The sequence below is a fragment of the Proluteimonas luteida genome, assembly GCF_021191695.1.
GTDB classification, from domain to species: domain Bacteria; phylum Pseudomonadota; class Gammaproteobacteria; order Xanthomonadales; family Xanthomonadaceae; genus Luteimonas; species Luteimonas luteida.
On sequence record NZ_JAIWPT010000022.1, the window covers coordinates 14,852 to 29,627 of the forward strand.

Here is a 14,776-nt window from a genome sequence, read left to right on the forward strand (position 1 = left end):
GTTGGCGACGCTATGACCTCGTACAGGGGCGATGAAGACGGCGGCGACGCCTCCCGCACCCGCATCCTCGACGCGATCCGCGCGCTGCCCGCCGGCAGCGTCGCCGGTTACGGCCACATCGCACGCCGCGCGGGATTGCCTGGGCGCGCGCGGCTGGTGGCGTGGGTGCTGCGTCACAACGCCGATCCGGCGCTGCCGTGGCACCGCGTGCTGCGCAGCGACGGCCGCATCGCGTTCGCGCCGGACACGGCCGGGTTCCGGGAACAGGTGCGGCGACTGCGGGCCGAGGGCGTGGTGGTGACGCGCGGGCGGGTACGCATGCCGGCGGCGGAGACGCCGCTCGACCTCGCGCTGTGGGGGCCGCCGGACGCAGCATCCTGATCGACGACGACATGGCGCGGATGGCGCGCCGGTATCATGTGCGGCACTGCCCAGGAGTCCGGATGTTCACCAACCTGTCGCCCGTCGCGAAGACGCTGCTGATCATCAACGGCGTGGTCTTCGTCCTGCAGTTGCTGACCAGCAACGCGCCTTTCTATCCGTTCATGCTGTGGCCGGTCGGCGGCGCGGAGGCGGGCGGCCTTGCGTTCATGCCGTGGCAGTTGCTGACCTACGGCTTCCTGCACGGCAGCCCGGCGCACCTGATCTTCAACATGCTGGCACTGCTGCTGTTCGGCCCGCAGCTGGAATACACGTGGGGGCCGAAGCGCTTCCTGACCTTCTACCTGGTGTGCGTGGTCGGCGCCGGCCTGTGCCAGCTCGGCGTGGTGAGCTGGGCGCTGGCCCAGGGCGGACGCCCGTATCCGACGCTGGGCGCGTCAGGCGGCGTGTTCGGCCTGCTGCTGGCCTACGGCATGCTGTTCCCCAACCAGCGGCTGATGCTGCTGTTCCCGCCGATCCCGATGCGCGCACGCACCCTGGTGATCGTCTACGGCCTGGTCGAACTGGTGCTGGGCATCAGCGGAACCCGTTCGGGCGTGGCCCATTTCGCGCACCTGGGCGGCATGCTGTTCGGCTGGTTGCTGATCCAGCACTGGCGCGGGCGGCCGCCGTTCAAGCGCCGCGGCGGGCACGTACGGCGGTTGTGAGTGAAGCCGGGGTCAGGGATCAGAGGTCAGAGGCCAGGAAAAGGTTCTTCGCCGAATTCCGGGCAGTTGCGACGTAAGTCGGAGCAACGCCCCCGACACCGGATTTCCGGCCAGGCCGGGTAGGCGGGTCCACCGACACCTTGCGAACCCGGCCGCCGCACACGTCGGCCGCGTGGGGCCGACCTACAAGATCGGGGCAGCCGTCGTTCCCTGTCAGCGGCGAAGAACCGGGAAAGCCGCGGCTCCCCGGTCCCCGGCCCCTGCTTCTCAGCGCCAGATCCGGATCTGGTCGTCGGCCTTGCGGGTCATGGCATCGGCGGCCTTGCAGCTGAAGGTCTCGAGGAACGCCGGCTGGTTGGACAGCGGGCCGTTGGCGCGCCACTGCCCCGGTGCCTGGATGCTGGTGGCGGCGGCGTGCATCGCGGTATCGACCGAGGACTGCTGGCGCCACAGCTGCGCCCAGCTGCGGAAGAACGCTTCCTTGCCCGATGCCTGCGCCTCCGGATTGGCCTGCACGAATGCGTCCCAGGCCAGTTCCACGCCGCCGAGATCGGCCGCGTTCTCGTCGCGGGTCTGGGCGCCGTTGACGAAGGTGCCGCTCAGGCCCGGATACGGATAGGCGTTGTACTGCGGCACCAGCCGGTCGGTCGTCGTCAGCCAGGCGGCATCGTCGGCCGGCGTCCACCACGTGCGGACCATCTCGGTGCGGTCGACCAGCTTGCCGTGGATGTCGACCGCGCGGCTGAGTTCGCGGCCGACCAGGGCGCCGTAGGCGCCGTAGTGGCCGGCGCCGTCGACGCCCATGTCCAGCACCGGCGCCTGCAGCACCGCGGCCGAGACGATCAGCCGGTTCTGCGCCAGGTCGTAGGCCAGGGCCGGGGTCTGCGGCAGCACGTCCCAGCGGCGGCCGGCGTTGGCCTGGCCGATGCGCTTCATTTCCTCGCGGTGGTGCCAGGTCGAGGCGATCAGCATGTTGCTGCCGAAGCTGCCGCGGCCCATCGGCTGCACGGTGAAGTCGATGTCGCGTTCGGGCGCGCCGATCTCGATCCGGGTGCGGGCCAGCTTGTCCTTTGCCTCGAGCTTGGCGGTCTCGCTCATCCAGCTGTTGCGGTCGATGCCGCGGGCCAGCGCGTCGCGCACGTGGTGGGCGATCATCGTCGCGCGGCCGCGGGTCGGGCCGGGCAGGTAGCGGGCCACGTACTCGCGCGAGACCATCGGGCCGGCGGCGCGGTTGATCGCGCCCAGCACCTGCACCTGGCGCGGCTGCTGCGCGGTTTCCCCGCGCAGGATGCGGCCCTGGAACTCGAATTCGGCGTCGCGGAAGCTCTTCGACAGGTACGGCGCCATCGCGTTGCCAATGTGGAAGCGCAGGTAGGCCTTCCACTGCTCGGGCTTGAGCGAGTTGACCAGGGTGTCGAGTTCCGTGAACAGCGCCGGGTTGCCCATCGACACCGTGGCCGCGTCGACGCCCTGCGCCTTGAGGAAATCGGCCAGCTGCAGGCGGCGGAACTGCCTGGCGAAACCGGCGGTCTCCACCACGTTGTACTGGGTGCGCGGATCGCGCATCTCCGCCAGCGACTGCGAAGCGTTGGCGATGCGCGTCTCCAGGTCCAGCACCAGCGCGGTGTCCGCCTCCAGGCGTGCCTCCGGCGTGCCGGCAAGGGTGAGGATGTTGCGCACGTACTGTGCGTACTGGGTCATCAGCTCGCGCGTTTCCGCATCGCCGCGCGTGTAGTAGGCCGGGTCGGGCATGCCCAGGCCGCCCTGCACGAAGTAGCCGAGGTGGTGCTCGAGGTTGGCCGGATCGATCTCGGCGCCGAACTGGAACACCACCGGGATGCCGACCTGGTGCAGCGCGGCGATCGCCGGGGCGATGTCGCGCGAACGGCGGATGCCATCGATGCGCGACAGCAGCGGTGCGATCGGACGGGCGCCGTCGGCCTCGACCGCGGCCTCGTCCAGGCCACTGGCCCAGAAATCGCCGAGCAGCTTCTGGATGTCGTTCTGCGGCGCGTTCATCGCCTCGTCGAGCAGGTCGCGTTGCTGCTGCAGGGCCAGCGCCTGCAGCTCGGCGAACGCCGAGCGGGTGCCGTCGCCGGCGACGACGATATTGGCGGCCAGCCAGTCCTTGTTGACGAAGCTGTAGAAGTCGCTGCAGGCGGTCACCGGCGGCGGTCCCTTCGGCGCGGCGCGGCGCTGGGCATCGGCATCGGAACTCAGGCCCACCAGCAGGGCGATCGAGGCGGCAAGCAGGGCGGGGCGGGCAAGCGTTTGATGGATCGGCATCGCGGAATCCGTGCGTCGGGAATCGCGCAAGTCTAGCAAGCGCGGGCGGCGCGAAACCGGGTGCCGGGGCGTCCAGGCACCCTGGCCGGGGAAGGCACCGCCCGGATCCTGCAGGTCGGCCCCACGGGGCCGACGCGCGCGGCGGCCGGGTTTGCGAGGTGCCGTACGACCCGCCTGTCCGGCATGGCGGAAATTCCGGCGTCGGGGGCGTTGCCCCGACCTGCGTCGCGGCTGCCCGGGAATCTGCGAAGCACCCCCAAAAAGGAAGGGCCCGGCATTGCGCCGGGCCCTGTCGCATCGCTCGATTGCGCGTTGCGCCTACCAGATCACGACCTGGCGCTCGCCGCTGCGGACCATCGGGTCGCCGTCCTTGCACTGGAACGCGGCGGCGAAGGCCGGCAGGTTCGACGGTGCACCGATCGCCCGGAACTCGGCAAGCGCATGCTCGTCGGTGGCCAGGCGCTTGGTCAGTTCCTCGGGGGTGAAGTTGCGGCGCCACACCGTGGCCCAGCTGAGGAAGAACCGCTGGTCGCGGCTCAGGCCGTCGGTCATCGGGTCGGGCGTGTCGCCGGCGGCCTTGCGCATCGCGTCGTAGGCGGTCGCCAGGCCGCCGAGGTCGGCGATGTTCTCGCCCAGCGTGTGGTTGCCGTTGAGGTGGCGACCGTCGGGCAGCTGATAGTCGTCGAACTGCTGCACCAGCTTGCCGGTGCGCGCCTTGAAGCCGGCGAAATCCTCCGGCGTCCACCAGTCCTCCATGTTGCCGGTCGGTCCGAAGCGCGCGCCCTGGTCGTCGTAGCCGTGAGTCATCTCGTGGCCGATGACCGCGCCGATGCCGCCGTAGTTGATCTCGTCGCTGGCGTCGGGGTCGAAGAACGGCGGCTGCAGGATCGCGGCCGGGAACGTCAGCTGGTTGGCCAGCGGGTTGTACGAGGCGTTGACGGTCTGCGGGCGCATGCCCCATTCGGACTTGTCGACCGGCTCGCCGATCTTGCCGATGTCCCACTTGTAGTTGAACTCGGTCGCGGCCAGCACGTTGCCCAGGTAGCTGTCGCGGCTAGTCGCAAGCCCGGTCCAGTCGCGCCACTTGTCGGGGTAGCCGACGCGCGGCTCGAACGTGTCCCACTTCTCCAGCGCCTTCTGCTTGGTCTCGGCGCTCATCCATTCCAGGTTCTCGATGCGGACCTTCAGCGCGTCGCTGAGGTTCGCGATCAGCGCTTCCATCTTCGCCTTCGACTCCGGCGGGAACGCGACCTGCACGTACAGCTGGCCCATCGCCTGGCCGACCTCGCTGTCGATGGTGCCGAGCACCCGCTTCCAGCGCGGTTCGATTTCCTGCTGGCCGCTGAGGATGCGGTTGTAGAAGTCGTAGTTCTGCTGCGCGAACGCATCCGACAGGTACGGCGAGGCGCCGTCGACGACATGGAAGCGCAGGTAGCTCTTCCACTGCTCGACCGGTACGTCGATCAGCATCGCGTCGACCTCCTGGTGGAACGAGGGTACCGACAGCGAGAACGTCGCCGGCACCGCGATGCCCTGCGATTCGAAGAATGCGGTCCACGGGAAGTTCGGCGTCAGCCTGTCGGCCTCGGCGGTCGCGATCGGGTTGTAGTACAGCCCGACGTCGCGGGAAAACTCCTCGCGCGACTTCGAGGCCTTCGCGATGCGGGTCTCGAACGCCAGCACGTCGGCAGCCTGCGCGCGGGCCTGGTCGGCCGGCGTGCCCGACAGTTCCAGCACCTTGGCGATGTGCGCGACGTAGGCCTCGCGGATGTCGGCCTTGTCGGCGGCGGTGTAGTAGGTGGTGTCGGGCAGGCCGAGGCCACCCTGGCCGGTGGCGGCGATGTTGACCGACGAGTCCTTGAAGTCCGGCATCGCGCCGATGCCCCACAGGAAGCCCTGGCCCTTGGCGGCGGTCTCGCGCAGCCAGGCGACGATCGAGGCGGTATCGGTCAGGGCGTCGATGCGCTCGAGTTCCGGCTGCAGCGGCGCGATGCCCTGCGCGTTGATCGCCGCCTCGTCCATGCCGGTGGCCCAGAAATCGCCGACCAGCTTTTCCACGCCGGTGGCATTGGCGTCGTCGGCCGCCTGCTGCGCGAGCTGGTGCTGCACGGCGGTGGAGCGCTCGTCGAGCATTTCGAACGCGCCCCACGAGGTGCGGTCGCCGGGGATCGGGTTGGCGGCCAGCCACTTGCCGTTGACGTAGCCGGCGAAGTCGACGCAGGCGTTGCCGGCGGCGTCCAGGTCGTCGATCAGGAAGCGGTTGTAGGGCGGCAGCGTGCTCTCGTCGAGCGTCAGCGCCGGCGCGGCGTCCGCGTCCTGGGGCGTTGCCGCCGTGGTGGCATCGGGCGTGGCGGATCCGCCACAGGCGGACAGCGCGAGCACGACGGCGCAGGTCAGGAACAGGCGATTCGGTGTAGCGGTCACGGCAGGACTCCGGAAAAGGAAAAGCGCCGGACGGCGCGCGCCCGGTGTGCCCACACTCTACGCCCGGACCGCCGGATGACGGGGGTGTCGAAGGTCATGCGGACGGCTCGGGCCGACGTGACGTTCGACCCATGCGGGCCCGTTCAAGTTTCGGTCAGGATGGGGCCTGCGCCTGACGAGATGGGGAATCTGCGATGCTTGCGATCCGGGACTTGAGCAAGACCTACTCCAACGGCGTGCGCGCGCTCGACGGCGTGACGCTCGACATTCCGCGCGGCATGTTCGGGCTGCTCGGTCCCAACGGGGCCGGCAAGTCCTCGTTGATGCGCACGCTGGCGACGCTGCAGTCGGCCGATGCCGGCAGCGCGACCCTGGATGGAAACGACGGCCGGATCGACGTGCTGCGCGACAAGGACGCGGTGCGTCGCCAGCTCGGCTACCTGCCGCAGGATTTCGGCGTGTACCCCAAGGTCAGCGCGCTCGACCTGCTCGAGCATTTCGCGGTGCTCAAGGGGCTGACCGCGCGCAGGCAGAGACGCGAGGTCGTCGACGGGCTGCTGCAACAGGTGAACCTGTGGGATGCACGCAAGCGCAAGCTCGGCACGTTCTCCGGCGGCATGCGCCAGCGCTTCGGCATCGCCCAGGCGCTGCTCGGCAATCCGCGGCTGGTCATCGTCGACGAGCCGACCGCGGGGCTCGACCCCGAGGAGCGCAACCGCTTCCTCAACCTGCTGGCCGCCATCGGCGAGGACGTGGTGGTGATCCTGTCGACGCACATCGTCGAGGACGTGACCGACCTGTGCCCGACGATGGCGATCATGAACCGCGGGCAGGTGCTGCTGACCGGCCGTCCCGCCGATGCCATCGCCGCGCTGTCGCAGCAGGTCTGGCGCAAGCAGGTGACCAAGGAGACACTGCCCGGCTACGAGGCGGCGCACACGGTGCTGTCGACGCGCCTGGTCGCCGGCCGTCCGGTGATCCACGTGTTCAGCGCGGAACGGCCGGAAGCAGGGTTCGAGCAGATCGCGCCGGACCTGGAGGACGTGTACTTCCAGCGGTTGCGCCTGCAGGCGCGGCAGCAGGCCGCCTCCGCGCAAGCCGCCTGACCGGAGGCCGGCATGATCCTCGAATTCTTCCGCTTCGAGCTGCGTCAGCAGCTCCGCTCGCCGCTGCTGTGGTTCCTCGCGGTGCTGTTCGCGCTGCTCGGATTCGGCGCGGCGTCCAGCGACGCGGTGCAGATCGGCGGTGCCATCGGCAACGTGCACCGCAACGCGCCGATCGTCGTCGCCCAGTTGTTCGGCGGGTTCACCCTGCTGACGATGCTGATCGTGCCGATCTTCGTCAGTACCGCGCTGCTGCGCGATTTCGAGCAGGGCACTGCGGATCTGCTGTTCTCGGGTCCGATCCGCCGGCGCGACTACCTGCTCGGACGGCTGGGAGCGGCGCTGCTGGCGAGCCTGGCGGTGTTCGTGGTCATCGCGGTCGGACTGTTCATCGCGCAGTTCATGCTGTGGATCGATCCGGTACGCCTGGGACCGGTGTCGCTGCGGCCGTATCTGTGGTCGCTTGGCGTGATCGTGCTGCCGAACCTGCTGTTCACGACCGCGCTGCTGGCGCTGCTGGCGGTGACGACGCGGTCGATCCTGGGGATCTACATCGGCGTGCTCGCGTTCTTCGTGCTCTACGGCACCAGTGCGGTGCTGATGCGCGACATCGACAACATCTGGCTTGCGACGCTGGTCGAGCCGCTTGGTGGCCGCGCGCTGACGCGCACGATCCGCTACTGGTCGGCCGAGGAGCGCAACACCGGCCTGCCGGCACTGTCGGGCTACCTGCTGGCGAATCGCGCGCTGTGGCTCGGCATTTCGCTCGCGCTGTTCGCGTCGGCATTCGCACTGTTCCGCACCGAGCGCGCAGGGACCGGGCGCAGGTGGTGGAGACGTCGGCGGACGCCGGTCGCCACACCTGTTGCGGCTCCGGTGGTGCCGGCGCACGCGCCGGTCCGCGTGCAGCCAGTGTTCGGCGCGGCGACGGCGTGGCGCCAGACCTGGCGCCAGGTGCGCTTCGATGCCGCGGGCGTGCTGCGCAGCGTGCCGTTCCTGGTGATGCTGCTGTTCGGCATCGTCAACTTCTTCCCGTCCGCGCTGTTCCAGCAGTCGCTGTACGGGACCTCGGTCTATCCGGTGACCTCGCAGATGCTCGACGCGCTGCGCGGCAGCTACAGCTTCCTGTTGATGATCATCGTGATGTTCTATGCCGGCGAGCTGGTGTGGAAGGAGCGCGCCGCCAAGCTCAGCGAAGTGGTCGACGCGATGCCGTTTCCGAGCCGGATCCCGCTGCTGGCGAAGTTCCTGACGCTGCTGGTCGTCATCGCGCTGTTCCAGCTTGTCGGCATGGCGATGGCGATGCTGGTGCAGCTGATCAAGGGCCAGGTGCAGCTCGAGCCGCTGGTCTATGCGCAGGCGCTGGTATTCGACTCGATCCCGTACGTGGTCATGGGCGGCCTGGCGATGGCGCTGCAGGTCTTCGCCAACAACAAGTTCATCGGCTACGGCCTGCTGGTGCTGGTGCTCGTCGCGCAGGCGGTGCTCGGCCTGCTCGACTACACCCACAACCTCTACACGATCGGCGCGTGGCCGAACGCGCCGTACTCGGACATGAACGGCTACGGGCATTTCCTCGTCGGGCAGCTGTGGTTCCAGGGCTACTGGGGCCTGTTCGTCGCGGCCCTGCTGTTGCTGGCCGCGGCGCTGTGGGTGCGCGGTGTCGATGGCGGCCTGCGGCAACGGCTGGCCGGGATGCGCGCGCAGCTGCGCGGCGGCCTGGGCGTGGCGCTCGCGGCGACGGTGCTGGCGTTCGTCGCGGTCGGCGGTTTCCTGTTCTGGAACACCAACATCCGCAACGATTTCATCTCCCCTGACGGCCAGCTCGACTTGCAGGCGCGCTATGAGCGGGACTACAAGCAGTACGAGTCGCTGCCGCAGCCGCGGATCGTCGCCAGCCGCTCGGAGATCGACCTGCGTCCGGAGACGCAGTCGATGACCGGCGAGCTCGTCTACACCGTGCGCAACCCGTATCCCGAGGCCATCGCCGACGTGCACGTCGGCATGTCGGAGGACCGCGCGCTGGTCGACGTGGACCTCGGCGGGCAGACGCGGACGCACCACGACGAACCCCTGGGCTACCGCATCTACCGGTTGCAGGCGCCGCTGGCCCCCGGCGAGCAGCGCGACTTCCGCTTCCGCGTGGATTTCCATCCCACCGGCATCACCAGCGGGCAGGCGCAGACCCGGTTCGTCGAGAACGGCAGCTTCTTCAACAGCGGCATGTTCCCGCAGTTCGGCTACAACGCGCGTGTCGAGATCGACGACCGCAACGAACGGCGCAAGCGGGATCTCGGCGAACCGCGACGCATGCCCAGGCTCGAGGACGAGGCCGCCCGCGCGAACAACTATCTGGGAGACGACGCGGACTGGATCGATTTCAGCACGACGATCTGCACGGCGCCGGACCAGACCGTGCTGGCGCCCGGGTATATCGAACGCGAGTTCGAGCGCGACGGCCGGCGCTGTTTCAGCTACGCGATGGACCGTCCGATGCTGAACTTCTACGCCTTTCTGTCGGCGCGCTGGGAGGTCCGCAGGGGCATGTACGGGGAGATCCCGATCGAGGTGTACTTCGATCCCAAGCACCCGTTCAACGTCGACCGGATGATCGAGGCGGCGCAGAAGTCCCTTGCCTACTACGAGGCCAATTTCACCCCGTATCAGCACCGGCAACTGCGCATCATCGAGTTCCCCGGCTATGCCAGTTTCGCGCAGGCGTTCGCCAATACGGTGCCGTATTCGGAGTCGATCGGCTTCATCGCCGACCTGCGCGATGCGGACAAGCTCGACTACGTGTTCTACGTGACCGCGCACGAGGTCGCGCACCAGTGGTGGGCGCACCAGGTCATCGGCGCGAACGTGCAGGGCGCGACGATGCTGTCCGAATCGTTGTCGCAGTATTCGGCGCTGATGGTCATGGAACAGGAATACGGCCGCACGCAGATGCGCCAGTTCCTGAAGTACGAACTGGACCGCTATCTCGGCGGCCGAGGTGGGGAGCGCCTGGAAGAGCTGCCCCTGTATCGCGTCGAGAACCAGCAGTACATCCACTACCAGAAGGGCTCGCTGGTGTTCTACCGGTTGCGCGAGGAGATTGGCGAGGCGGCATTGAACCGTGCGCTCAAGCGCTTCCTCGAGGACAAGGGGTATCAGCAGCCTCCCTACACCACGTCCGCCGAACTGCTGGACTACATCCGCGCCGAGGCCGGGCCGGACCAGCAGGACCTGATCACCGACCTGTTCGAGAAGATCGGCTTCTACGACAACCGCGTCGTGACCGCCGCGGCGAAGCGGCGGCCCGACGGAAAGTACGACGTCACGCTGGCCCTGCACGCGGCCAAGCGCTACGCCGACGGCACCGGCAGGGAAACGCCGGGCACGCTGGACGACTGGATCGAGGTCGGCGTGTTCGCGCGCGGGCTCTCCGGCAAGGAGCGCGACGAGAAGGTGCTCTATCTGCAGCGCCACCACATCACCGGCGAATCACCGGTGATCACCGTCACCGTCGACGAGGTGCCGTACGAGGCCGGCTTCGATCCCTACAACAAGCTGATTGACCGGGTGTCGTCGGACAACCGCAAGCGGGTGGCGATGTAGGGGCGCATGTGGCGATCACGAAGCGGGATGTGGTCCTCGCGTGGTACGGCACGTCCGCGTGGCAGGAAACCCGTTTCTGAAGCGGATGCAGTTGTTCGTGTTGACGATGCCGGCGGCATTCTGTGGCGCACGTGCGCGGCGTTCTGTCCGGTGCTGTGGTGCAGCATTGACCGTGCGAACGGCACCGGGCTAGCATCGAATCGACGATTCATGCGAGTCATCTGCCGGCGACCGAGTGCTCCGGCTTCATTAGACCTTGCGGTCCCAAGGGCGCTACGCGGAATTCAAGCAAGGCAGTGGGAGGGCGTGGGATGAATCTGGACGATGCCGAGAAGTTCGAGCATGGTGATAGTGATAGTGTGGGAGGCGGCGATGGCGAAGTCAGATTCCGCGCTCCCCCCGAGATCGTGGAAATCGACAGTCTCCGTTGCTTCCCCGAACTGGTAAGACAGTTGGGCGGCAGTCCGGATTCAATCCTCGAACATGCCCTGATCGATCCGAAGCTGCTCGATACAGCGGGCGCCTTTATCGAATATCGATCCCTTCTGCGTGCCATGCAATGCGCTGCCGATGATCTTGAGTGTCCCGATTTCGGGTTGCGCCTGGCTGCGATGCAGGGTGGCAACCGGAGCATCGGTCCCATCGGCGTGGTCATGAAGAATTCGAAGACGCTCGGCCAGGCGATCGGCTACTGCGCCAAGAACATCCATGCCTACAGCGTTGCCACGCGCGTGCGTTTCGAACCAGACCGTCCCAACCACAGACTGCTGGTCCGGCTCGAGATCCTGCTCGATCGCGCGCCCGACAAGCGGCAGGCGGTCGAGCATGCGCTGATGCTCGCCAGTCTGAACATCCGGGAGCTCACCGGTGGCGGCGCACGCGTCCGCAAGATCCTCTTCAGCCATGAACCGCAGACATCGGTCCGGGTCTATCGCCAGTTCTTCGGCTGCGAGGTCGTCTTCGGCCAGAAGGCCGATGGCCTGATCCTGACGGAGGACGATCTGCTGTGCCCGGTGGTGGAACCGGATTCTCGCGTGTACGAGATGGCCACGTCCTTCATCGAGGCGCGCTATCCGCATACGGAAGCTTCGATCCATGCGCGCGTACGCAGTCTCGTCCAGCAGTACCTGGGCAGCAAGGACTGCACGAACGAACGTATCGCCGCGGAGTTCTGCCTGCACCCGCGTACCCTGCAGCGCAGGCTGCGCGCCGAGGGCGTTTCGTTCGAGGACATCAAGGACGAGATCCGGCGCGATCTGGCGCTGCGCTATATCCAGAACGGCGACATGCCGCTCAAGCGCGTCGCCGAAAAGCTGGGATACGCGGAAACCTCCGTGCTGTCGCGCAGTTGCTTCCGCTGGTTCTCGGCCAGTCCGCGGGAACTGAGGATGCGTCACAGGTCCGGCGCAGTGGCCGCCTGTTCGGCCAACATCCAGCAGGGTTGATCGTTCGCCGCAGCGGCGTGCGGAAAGTTCCCGGGCAAGGAGCGCGAACGCCCGGGGCTTGCGATGAAGCATGCGATGGAAGGCGTCGCGGCATGTGAGGCGCCTGTCGCCAATCATCAAGACGCGGGGTCGCCCGCCTGACGATCATTGCCGGTACGCGGCTTCGTTGACGGTGCCGGCAACAGGGCGCATGCGTCCACCACCGCCTGTCGACACCTCGCCGACGCGGGAATGCGGACATCGTCCGGCATCCGTGGCAGCACGGGCGCGCGGAGTCCACCAAGGTGATGCGATGGCTGGCGACGAGATCACAGAGCGAAGACACAGCGGAAGGTTCTCGCTTCGTTGGGACCCGGCCCGCGCACGCGCCGCCTATCGCGGCGGCTGGTGGGTGGACGAGACCCTGGCCGACGCATTGCGGCGGGCCGCGGCGGAATTCCCCGCGCGCGCACTCGTCGTGGACGGCGATGCGCGACTGGACGCCGGTACCCTGCACGTGCAGGCCGAAGCGCTCGCACGCGCGCTGCTGGTCCGCGCGCCCGCCGGCAGCGTGGTCTCCTTCATGTTGCCGAACTGGCACGAGGCCGTCGTCATCTACCACGCGATCACGCTGGCGGGGATGGTGGCGCATCCGGTCCTGCCGTCGTTGCGCGATCACGAATTGCAGTTCCAGCTGCGGGATGTCGGTGCCCGCCTGGTGTTCATCCCGTCCTGGTTCCGCCGGCACGACTACGCCGCAATGTTCGACCGGGTGCTCGCGAGCCTGGAGCTGCGCCCGGAAGTGGTGGTGGTGCGCGGTGAGGCAGGCGCGCATACGGCGTACGCGGACCTGTTCGCGTCGGCTCCGGCGTCCAAGCTGCCGGTGCTGGACCCGGACGCGGTGCGCATGGTGATGTACACCTCCGGCACCACCGGCCGTTCCAGGGGTGTCCTCCACACCCACAACACCCTGCATGCGCTGATGCGCCAGATCGGGCGCAACTGGCGGGTCGCGCCGGGCGACAGCTTCCTCGTGCCGTCACCGGTCAGCCACATCGGCGGATCGATCTACGCTTTCGAGGCACCGCTGCTGCTGGGAACGACGGCGATACTGATGGACCGCTGGGAGCCGGAAACGGCGCTCCACCTGGCGGCCACCGTGCCCTGCACCCACATCTGCGGCGCGACGCCATTCCTGGAGCAACTGCTCGATGCGGCGAAGCGGGCGGGCGAGCGCCTGCCAGCGCTGAAGCTGTTCGTCTGCGGCGGCGCGTCGGTGCCGCCGTCGCTGATCCGCAGCGCGGCCGCCCACTTCGCCAATGCCGCGGTGACCCGCGTCTACGGATCGACCGAGGTGCCGGTGACCACGGTCGGCTGCCCGGACCGTGCGGACCTCGCGTACGCGGCCGAGACCGATGGACGCCCGGGCGTCGCCACGGTGAAGCTGGCCGTCGCGTCGCGGGCGGCCGACGGCGAGGGCGAGATCCTCGTGCAGGGGCCGCAGATGCTTGCGGGCTACCTGCACCCGGAGGACGAGGCGGACGTGTTCGACGACGACGGCTACTACCGCACCGGCGACCTGGGCCACTGGGTCGATGGCGATTACCTGGTGATCTCGGGCCGCAGCAAGGACATCATCATCCGCCATGGCGAGAACATCTCGCCGAAGGAGATCGAGGACATGCTGCAGGATCATCCGCAGATCGCGGAAGTCGCGATCGTCGGCGTTCCCGATCCGCGCACCGGCGAGCGCGCCTGCGCCGTGATCGTACCAGCGACGCCATCGCAGGCGCCCGACGTGCCGGCGGTGGGCGCGTTCCTGGCCGGGCGCGGGTTGGCGACGTTCAAGTTTCCCGAGGAAGTGGTGTGCTGGGACACGTTGCCGAAGAACGACACCGGCAAGGTCCTCAAGCACCGGATCCGCGCCACGCTCGCGGCCCGGCGCGCGGCCCCGGATACGGAGGCAGCACGATGAGCGTCGCGGGCGACAGCGGCGGGCAGGACGTGGGTGACGGTCGCCAGGTCGCGATCATCACCGGCGCCAGCAGCGGCATCGGCCGCGGCTGCGCGCTGAAGCTGGCGGAAGCGGGCATGGCGGTGCTCGGCGTCGGCCGCGACCCGGACAAGTTGCGCGGGTTGGAGGCCGACATCGGCGATCCGGCGCGGATCGCGACCCTGGCCATCGACGTCACCGACGACGACGCGCCGCGGCGAATTGTCGAACTGGCCGTGCAGCGCTGGGGACGCATCGATTTTCTGGTCAACAACGCCGGCATCGGCAGCCCGAAGCCGCTGCACGAGGTGGACGACGACAACCTCGACCACTTCCTCGGCGTCATGCTGCGCGCACCGTTCCGGCTCTCGCGCGACGTACTGCCGCACATGCGGCCCGGTTCGGCAATCATCAACATCACCTCGACCTTCGCCGTGGTCGGTGGCCTGCGCGGCGGCGCCTACTCGGCGGCGAAGGCCGGCCTGGGCGGGCTGACCCGGCACATCGCCTGCCAGTACGGTGCGGCTGGCATCCGTGCCAACGCCGTCGCCCCCGGCGTCACCGTCACGCCAATGACCGAAGGGCGCCTGCATGACGAGGGCTTCAGGCGGATGAACGTGGAAATGACCCCGCATACGCGGCTGGGCACGGTGGACGACGTGGCCAGCACGGTCGCGTTCCTGTGCTCGCCGGGCGGCAGCTTCATCAACGGCCAGACCATCGTCGTCGACGGTGGCTGGAGTTCGACCAAGTACCTGTCGGAGTTCGGACGCAGTTCGGTCTGGATGCCGCGGGAGCAATGAGTCCCGCAGCCCGGGCCGGCGGCATAGCCAGGGCGGGGAACACGGGATAACCGGG

The 14,776-nt window shown here is 68.2% G+C and carries 9 protein-coding genes; 7 read left to right on the top strand and 2 right to left on the bottom strand.

Annotation, left to right across the window (positions count from 1 at the left end; genetic code table 11):
* The first annotated feature begins 12 nt into the window (after nucleotides 1-12).
* Together LDO26_RS16050 and LDO26_RS16055 are read left to right on the top strand one after the other, a co-directional pair.
* Nucleotides 13-381 carry an MGMT family protein gene (locus tag LDO26_RS16050; RefSeq protein WP_232132107.1) on the top strand — a complete coding sequence of 123 codons (369 nt, stop codon included), beginning with the start codon at nucleotides 13-15 and terminating at the stop codon, nucleotides 379-381.
* 62 nt (nucleotides 382-443) lie between these two features.
* Nucleotides 444-1,088, top strand: coding sequence for a rhomboid family intramembrane serine protease (locus LDO26_RS16055; RefSeq protein WP_232132108.1), 645 nt, complete (start codon nucleotides 444-446; stop codon nucleotides 1,086-1,088).
* A 267-nt stretch (nucleotides 1,089-1,355) separates the two neighbouring features.
* Here the strand turns inward: LDO26_RS16055 and LDO26_RS16060 are convergent, their stop codons facing one another.
* On the bottom strand, nucleotides 1,356-3,374 hold the full coding sequence (locus LDO26_RS16060) for a M13 family metallopeptidase (protein WP_232132109.1): 2,019 nt from the start codon (nucleotides 3,372-3,374) through the stop codon (nucleotides 1,356-1,358).
* A 318-nt stretch (nucleotides 3,375-3,692) separates the two neighbouring features.
* Nucleotides 3,693-5,798: a M13 family metallopeptidase gene (locus LDO26_RS16065; protein ID WP_232132110.1), complete on the bottom strand. Its 2,106-nt coding sequence runs from the start codon at nucleotides 5,796-5,798 to the stop codon at nucleotides 3,693-3,695.
* Between the two features lie 194 nt (nucleotides 5,799-5,992).
* On the opposite strand from LDO26_RS16065, the gene LDO26_RS16070 reads away from it, so the two are divergent.
* The 5 genes from LDO26_RS16070 (at nucleotide 5,993) to LDO26_RS16090 (ending at nucleotide 14,721) form a co-directional block, all read left to right on the top strand.
* Nucleotides 5,993-6,904 carry an ABC transporter ATP-binding protein gene (locus LDO26_RS16070; RefSeq protein ID WP_232132111.1) on the top strand — a complete coding sequence of 304 codons (912 nt, stop codon included), beginning with the start codon at nucleotides 5,993-5,995 and terminating at the stop codon, nucleotides 6,902-6,904.
* Nucleotides 6,905-6,916: 12 nt separating this feature from the next.
* Nucleotides 6,917-10,501 (top strand): M1 family aminopeptidase, encoded by a 3,585-nt coding sequence (locus tag LDO26_RS16075; protein WP_232132112.1) that lies wholly within the window; start codon nucleotides 6,917-6,919, stop codon nucleotides 10,499-10,501.
* A gap of 311 nt (nucleotides 10,502-10,812) precedes the next feature.
* On the top strand, nucleotides 10,813-11,946 hold the full coding sequence (locus LDO26_RS16080; protein ID WP_232132113.1) for an AraC family transcriptional regulator: 1,134 nt from the start codon (nucleotides 10,813-10,815) through the stop codon (nucleotides 11,944-11,946).
* 391 nt (nucleotides 11,947-12,337) lie between these two features.
* Nucleotides 12,338-13,900, top strand: coding sequence for an AMP-binding protein (locus tag LDO26_RS16085; protein ID WP_232132114.1), 1,563 nt, complete (start codon nucleotides 12,338-12,340; stop codon nucleotides 13,898-13,900).
* A complete protein-coding gene (locus LDO26_RS16090; protein WP_232132115.1) occupies nucleotides 13,897-14,721 on the top strand; it encodes an SDR family NAD(P)-dependent oxidoreductase in 825 nt (274 codons plus the stop codon). Before LDO26_RS16085 ends, LDO26_RS16090 begins: the two co-directional genes overlap by 4 nt.
* Nucleotides 14,722-14,776 lie beyond the last annotated feature (55 nt).